Below are 6477 nucleotides of genomic sequence, written 5' to 3'. Positions count from 1 at the left end.
GGGCGGGCTGCTGTACCTCCACCACGGGCTCCGGGGCGTTTTCCGGCAGCTCGGTGCTGAACTGGGAGGGCGAGGGTTCGGTGGATTCCTCGGTCGGCTCGGTGGAGGGCTGTGTCGAGGGTTCTGCCGAGCTGCTCGGCTGCGAGACCTCGCTGGTTTTTTGGTACGCCGAGGTGGAGTCGCGCTGCAGGCCGGACGGCGAGCTTATCACCACGGTGCCCACGCCCGCCAGCACGAGCGCCGCGACGGCCGCGGCCGCGGCGATCAACGGGCCGCGGGACTTGCCGGGCTCGCGCACGGACTCCGCCGGGCGCTCCTCCGTGTCCGCGGCAAGGGCTGCGGCCTCCGCGTCCATGGTGGCGAAGAAGTTCGTGCCCGGGTGCGCGACTTCCACCTCGCGCACGATCGGCGGCAGCGGGGAGATCGGGATGTCGTCGGCGGGGATCGGGCCCGCGATCACGGCCAGCGACGTGCCAGCCTCCACCGCGGTGGTGTAGCCGCGCGCCACCGCGATCAGCCCGCGGTCCTCCAGGCGCCGCAGCGTCGGGGTCAGCGCCTCGCCGGCGGCCGGGTCCAGCTCGCCGATGATGTCGCCGTCGACGCACAGCACGATCTCGCCGGCGTCGTCGAAGCCCATCGACACCAGCACCTGCGCCGGTGCCTGTACCGGCAGCTCTTCGTGCAAGTCCGCCACGTAGCGCTCGCCTGCGGGCAGCAGCGCCCACGGCTCGCGCGGCGGGGTGTTCACCGGCAGGACCTGTCCGGCCGGCGGCAGCACAACCGCCCCGCCGTCCACGGCCACCACCGGGGTCACACCAGACGACGCCAGCTGGGCTAGCTCCGCGTCCTCCACCGAACCGACGACCTCGCCGTCCACCACGACGTCGAGGTCCGGGGTGAGGGTGGCCGAAGGAACGTCGATAGGCAAATGCTCCACGGGGAGGCGACGGGGGCCCGAAGGCACCTCGTACATGGCCATCGCGAACCTCCCGCTGAAATGTGTGGTTAAGTCACGCAAGTATAGCGCGCGGGCGCTAGTTCGCGGCAGTCGAACGGTTGACCGCCGAGACGATCGCCTCCAGCGACGCGCGCGTGGTCGACCCGGCGATACCCACACCCCACGCCGAGGTGCCGTCGACGTCCGCGTGGATGTAGCAGGCCGCGTCCGCGTCGTCGCCCGCGCTGCGGGCGCGCTGCGAGTAGTCTTGCACCTCGAAGTCGATGCCGACCTGCTCCAGCGCGTTCGCAAACGCCGCGATCGGGCCGTTGCCGGTGCCCGCGACCTCGCGGGAGGCGCCCTCGTAGACCACCGTCGCCTCCACGCGGGTGTCTTCGCCCTCCTCCTCGGCGGCGTCGATGCGGTAGTGCGTCAGCTCCAACGGCTCGTCCAAGTCCAGGTAGGTGGTGGCGAAGACGTCCCACATGTTCTTGGAGTTGACCTCGCCGCCTTCGGAGTCGGTGATGTTTTGCACGATGGCGGAGAACTCCGGCTGCATAGCGCGCGGCATGTTGATGCCGTGGTCCGTCTTCATGATGTAGGCCACCCCGCCCTTGCCGGACTGCGAGTTCACGCGGATCACGGCCTCGTAGGTGCGGCCGACGTCCTTCGGGTCGATGGGCAGGTACGGCACCTCCCAGGTGGTTTCGCGCAGCTCCTCCCAGGTGACGTCGGAGCTCGTTGCTTCTGGACGCACATTCTGTGCCAGCGCATCCAGCCCCTTGTTGATCGCGTCCTGGTGCGAGCCGGAGAACGCGGTGAAGACCAGGTCGCCGCCGTAGGGGTGGCGCTCCGGCACGCGCAGCTGGTTGCAGTACTCGACCACTTCGCGGATGCGGGTGATGTCGGAGAAGTCGATCTGCGGGTCCACTCCCTGGGTGAGCATGTTCAAACCGAGCGTGACCAGGTCGACGTTGCCGGTGCGCTCGCCGTTGCCGAACAGGCAGCCCTCGATGCGGTCGCCGCCGGCCAGGTAGCCCAGCTCGGCGGCGGCCACACCGGTGCCGCGGTCGTTGTGCGGGTGCAGGGAGATGATGATGGACTCGCGGTTTTCCAGGTTGCGGTGCATCCACTCGATGGAGTCGGCGTAGACGTTGGGGGTGATCATCTCCACCGTGGACGGCAGGTTGATGATCAGCGGGTTCTCCGGCGTCGGCCCCATCACGTCCACGACGGCGTCGCAGACTTCCTTGGCAAAGTCCAGCTCGGTGCCGGTGAAGGACTCCGGCGAGTACTCCCAGCGCCAGTTGGTGTCCGGGTAGTCCGCGGCGATGGTTTTGATCAGCTCCGCGGCGTCGGTGGCCAGCTTCTTAATCGCGTCGCGGTCCTTGCGGAAGACCACGCGGCGCTGCAGCTTCGAGGTGGAGTTGTAGAAGTGCACGATGACGTTCTTCGCGCCGGCGCAGGCCTCGAAGGTGCGGCGGATCAGGTGCTCGCGCGCCTGCACGAGGACCTGGATGGTCACGTCGTCGGGGATCATGTCCTTTTCGATGATCTCGCGCACGAAGTCGAAGTCCGTCTGGGAGGCGGACGGGAAGCCGACCTCGATCTCCTTGAAGCCCATCTCCACCAGCAGGTTGAACATGCGGCGCTTGCGCTCGGGGCTCATCGGGTCGATCAGCGCCTGGTTGCCGTCGCGCAGGTCCACGGCGCACCACTGCGGCGCGCGGGTGATTTTCTTGTCGGGCCAGGTGCGGTCCGGCAGCTGGATGTCTTCGACCTCTTCGGCGAAGGTGAGGTAGCGGTCTACCGGCATCTGCGAGCCGCGCTGCTTGTTCCATGCGGGCTGGCCGTCGCTACGCGGGCCGGAAGGGGTCTGGATCTCGCGGGGTGCGAAAAAGTCGGTCATTGGAGTTCTCCTTTTGTTGGGGGTGTGTTCCACGGCCGGCCAACAGAAACTCCGCGACGGGGTGCCGGCCGTGTTAGTTGGCCTGATTCCCGCCGCGGCGTAGAAGGAGAAGCGCCCTGTGCGACATGTGGCACACCTTACATCAGGCGGGCGGTGTCGCGCGGGATTTATATCCATCAAGTCATCGGATGCTCACCCGCGTGAGCATTGCGGCGGCCACGAGCATCACGCCTATCGACGTCCCGACGGCCGCCCACCCCAGCACCGAATCCACGCGGAAGGATTCGCCGAGCACAAGCAGGCCCAGGGAGAACGCGACGAGCGGCTCGATGATCTTCGACGCCGGCAGCGATGTGGCCAGCCTGCCCGCGGCGAAGGCGTACTGCTGCACGATCGTGCCGGCCGTGGCCGCGGCCAGCATCGCCCACAACTGCCACGTGGCGAGCAGGCCGGTCACGCCGCCGTGGACGAAGCCGTCGACGGCGACTTTGGAAAACACGGCTTGGTAGCCGTACATGGCGCCGCAGGCGGAGCCGAAGATGAGGGCTTTGCCGGCGGGGGGACGTCGAGAAGCAAAGGCGTAGGAGGCCGCAATGATGGCCACCGCGGTGCCCACGACAACCCACCACTCCCAGGTGGCGGGGTCGCGCTCGCCGGGCAGCGGGCGGCCGAGCACGACCACCCCGCCCACAGACGCGGTGAGCAGCACCGCCCAAAACGCCTCCGCGGTGTGCATGTGGCGCTTGTCCGCCCACGCCGAAAACAGCAGCGTGAGCATCAGCGACAGCGCCAGGATCGGCTGCACCACCAGCAGCGACCCGAACGCCAGCGCCGCGGCCTGGAAGCCGTACGCCAAAAATGCGATGCCCATCGACGCCCACCACGCCGGCCGCTTCAGGGACTCCAGGGGCGAGTCGTTGTTCTCCCCCTCGGGGGCGCCCGCGCGCATGATGCGGTGGCGCCACACAGTCCCCGCCGCCATGGTCGCGGCCGAGATCAGCGCGAACGCGACGGCGAGAAAATTGTTGTGCACAGTGAATGATATTAACGCGGGTGGCTGAATCGGCAGTTTTGGGACGCTATTCTTGACCGTTGGAATGCACGCAGATCCGCGGAGGTACGAATGGCACTGATCGTTCAGAAATACGGGGGATCCTCCCTGGAAAGCGCGGAGCGGATCAAGGCCGTCGCCCAGCGGATCGTGGACACGCGCCGCGCCGGCAACGACGTCGTGGTGGTCTGCTCCGCCATGGGCGACACCACCGACGAACTGCTCGACCTCGCCGCAGAGGTCAACCCCACCCCGCCCGCGCGCGAAATGGACATGCTGCTCACCGCCGGCGAGCGCATCTCCAACTCGCTGGTGGCCATGGCGGTGCACGCGCTGGGGGAGAAGGTGCAGTCCTTCACCGGCTCCCAGGCCGGCGTGATCACCACCGAACGCCACGGCAACGCCCGCATCCTGGAAGTCACCCCGGGGCGCGTGCAGGAGGCTGTGGACGAAGGCAACATCGCCATCGTCGCCGGCTTCCAGGGCGTCAACCGCGAAACCAAGGACGTGACCACCCTCGGCCGCGGCGGCTCCGACACCACCGCCGTCGCCCTGGCCGCGGCGATGAACGCCGACGAATGCGAGATCTACTCCGACGTCGACGGCGTCTACACCGCCGACCCGCGAATCGTGCCGGACGCCCGCAAGCTGGACACCCTCTGCTTCGAGGAGATGCTCGAGCTTGCCGCGTCCGGGTCCAAGATCCTGGTGTTGCGCAGCGTGGAGTACGCCCGCGCGTTCAACGTGCCCATGCGGGTGCGCTCGTCTTACAGCACAGATACCGGCACCCTGGTCGCCGGAGCATTGGAGGATATCCCCATGGAAGAAGCAGTACTTTCCGGCGTGGCCACCGACGACTCGGAGGCCAAAATCACCATCCTGGGCATCAAGGACGAGGTCGGCGAGGCCGCCAAGGTCTTCCGCTCACTCTCCGACGGTGAAGTCAACATCGACATGGTGATCCAGAACATCTCCAGCGCCGAAGACAACAAGACCGACATCACCTTCACCCTGCCCAAGGCCGACGGCGCGCGCACCATGGAGAAGCTGCGCGAGCTGCAAGCCGCCGAGGGCTGGGACGATCTGAGCTACGACGACGAGATCGGCAAGGTCTCGCTCGTCGGCGCGGGCATGAAGTCCCACCCGGGCGTGACCGCCGACTTCTGCGACGCGTTGCGCGACGCCGGCATCAACATCGAGATGATCACCACCTCCGAGATCCGCATCACCGCCGTGGTGCGCCAGGCGGACGTGGCCGAGGCCGCGCGCGCGATCCACACGAAGTTCGACCTCGGCGGCGACGAGCCGGCTGTGGTCTACGCAGGCACCGGACGTTAGAAGGAGCTTTCAATGACCACTCTCGCAGTCGTCGGCGCCACCGGCCAGGTCGGCCGCGTGATGCGCGACATCCTCACCGAGCGCAACTTCCCGGCCGACAAGGTCCGTTTCTTCGCCTCCCCGCGCTCCGCGGGCACCGTACTGGAGTTCTGCGGCGAGGACATCACCGTCGAGGACCTCACCCAGGTCACCGAAGAGTCCGTCAAAGACGTGGACATCGCCCTGTTTTCCGCCGGCGGCGCGACCTCGCGCGAGTGGGCGCCGGTGTTCGCCGCCGCGGGCGCGACCGTCGTGGACAACTCCTCGGCGTGGCGCAAGGACCCGGACGTCCCGCTGATCGTCACCGAAGTCAACCCGGAGGCGGCGCGCGAGCTGCCCAAGGGCATCATCGCCAACCCGAACTGCACCACGATGGCGGCGATGCCGGTGCTCAAGCCGCTTCACGACGCCTTCGGTCTGACCACCCTCCGCGTCGCCTCCTACCAGGCAGTTTCCGGCTCGGGGCTGGCTGGCGTCGAGGCGCTGGCCACCCAGGTCGAGGCGCTGGGGGATCCGCGCGGGCTGGTCCGGGAGGACGTCGAAAAGCCAAGCGACCTCGGGCCCTACGTCGAGCCCATCGCGTTCAACGCGCTCCCACTTGCGGGCTCGCTTGTCGACGATGGCTCCGCCGAAACCGACGAAGAGCAGAAACTGCGCAACGAATCGCGCAAGATCCTCGGGCTACCGGAGCTGAAGGTGGCGGGCACCTGCGTGCGCGTGCCGGTGTTCACCGGCCACACGATGGTCGTGCACGCCGAGTTCGACCAGACCGTCACCCCGCAGCAGGCGGAGGAGGTCCTGGCGGGCGCGCCGGGCGTGAAAGTGGTGGACGTGCCAACGCCTCGCGCCGCCACCGGCATCGACGAGTCCCTGGTGGGCCGCATCCGCCAGGACCAGTCCGTCGACGGCGACCGCGGGCTCGTGCTCGTCGTCGCCAGCGACAACCTGCGCAAGGGCGCGGCGCTGAACACCATCCAGATCGCCGAGCTGCTGGTCTAGCGCCAGGCGGCGGGGCGGCGCTCCTGACAGATTCCGCCGCCCGTTTGCGTCGACCAGGCACGATAAAGCCCCACTGACAGATTCGCTTTGTGTCAAGTGGTTGTGAACGGGTTTAGGTGTTAGATCGTGATGGGTTGTGGGGTTGGGGCGGTTTGGGTGGTGGTGCGGATGATGCTGACTTCTGCCGGGAGGCCTGTGCCAGCT

4 protein-coding genes and 1 pseudogene are annotated in these 6477 nt (G+C 67.8%); 2 read left to right on the top strand and 3 right to left on the bottom strand.

Annotated elements, in window-relative coordinates; genetic code table 11:
* The 3 genes and pseudogenes from MHY23_RS11705 to MHY23_RS11695 all read right to left on the bottom strand — a co-directional run.
* Positions 1-979: pseudogene (locus MHY23_RS11705) on the bottom strand (hypothetical protein); the annotation flags it as partial.
* A 55-nt stretch (positions 980-1034) separates the two neighbouring features.
* Positions 1035-2846, bottom strand: coding sequence for a 2-isopropylmalate synthase (gene leuA / locus MHY23_RS11700; protein ID WP_239307691.1), 1812 nt, complete (start codon positions 2844-2846; stop codon positions 1035-1037).
* A 181-nt stretch (positions 2847-3027) separates the two neighbouring features.
* Positions 3028-3879 (bottom strand): DMT family transporter, encoded by an 852-nt coding sequence (locus tag MHY23_RS11695; RefSeq protein ID WP_239307690.1) that lies wholly within the window; start codon positions 3877-3879, stop codon positions 3028-3030.
* Positions 3880-3969: 90 nt separating this feature from the next.
* Between MHY23_RS11695 and MHY23_RS11690 the strand changes: the two genes are divergently transcribed.
* Both MHY23_RS11690 and MHY23_RS11685 read left to right on the top strand, forming a co-directional pair.
* Positions 3970-5235 (top strand): aspartate kinase, encoded by a 1266-nt coding sequence (locus MHY23_RS11690; RefSeq protein WP_239307689.1) that lies wholly within the window; start codon positions 3970-3972, stop codon positions 5233-5235.
* A gap of 12 nt (positions 5236-5247) precedes the next feature.
* Positions 5248-6273: an aspartate-semialdehyde dehydrogenase gene (locus MHY23_RS11685; protein WP_239307688.1), complete on the top strand. Its 1026-nt coding sequence runs from the start codon at positions 5248-5250 to the stop codon at positions 6271-6273.
* Positions 6274-6477 lie beyond the last annotated feature (204 nt).

This window comes from Corynebacterium sp. ACRQP, assembly GCF_022345915.1.
Lineage (GTDB): Bacteria > Actinomycetota > Actinomycetes > Mycobacteriales > Mycobacteriaceae > Corynebacterium > Corynebacterium lehmanniae.
The sequence above is the reverse complement of the archived record's forward strand: the minus strand, read 5'-3'. Positions and strand labels throughout refer to the sequence as shown.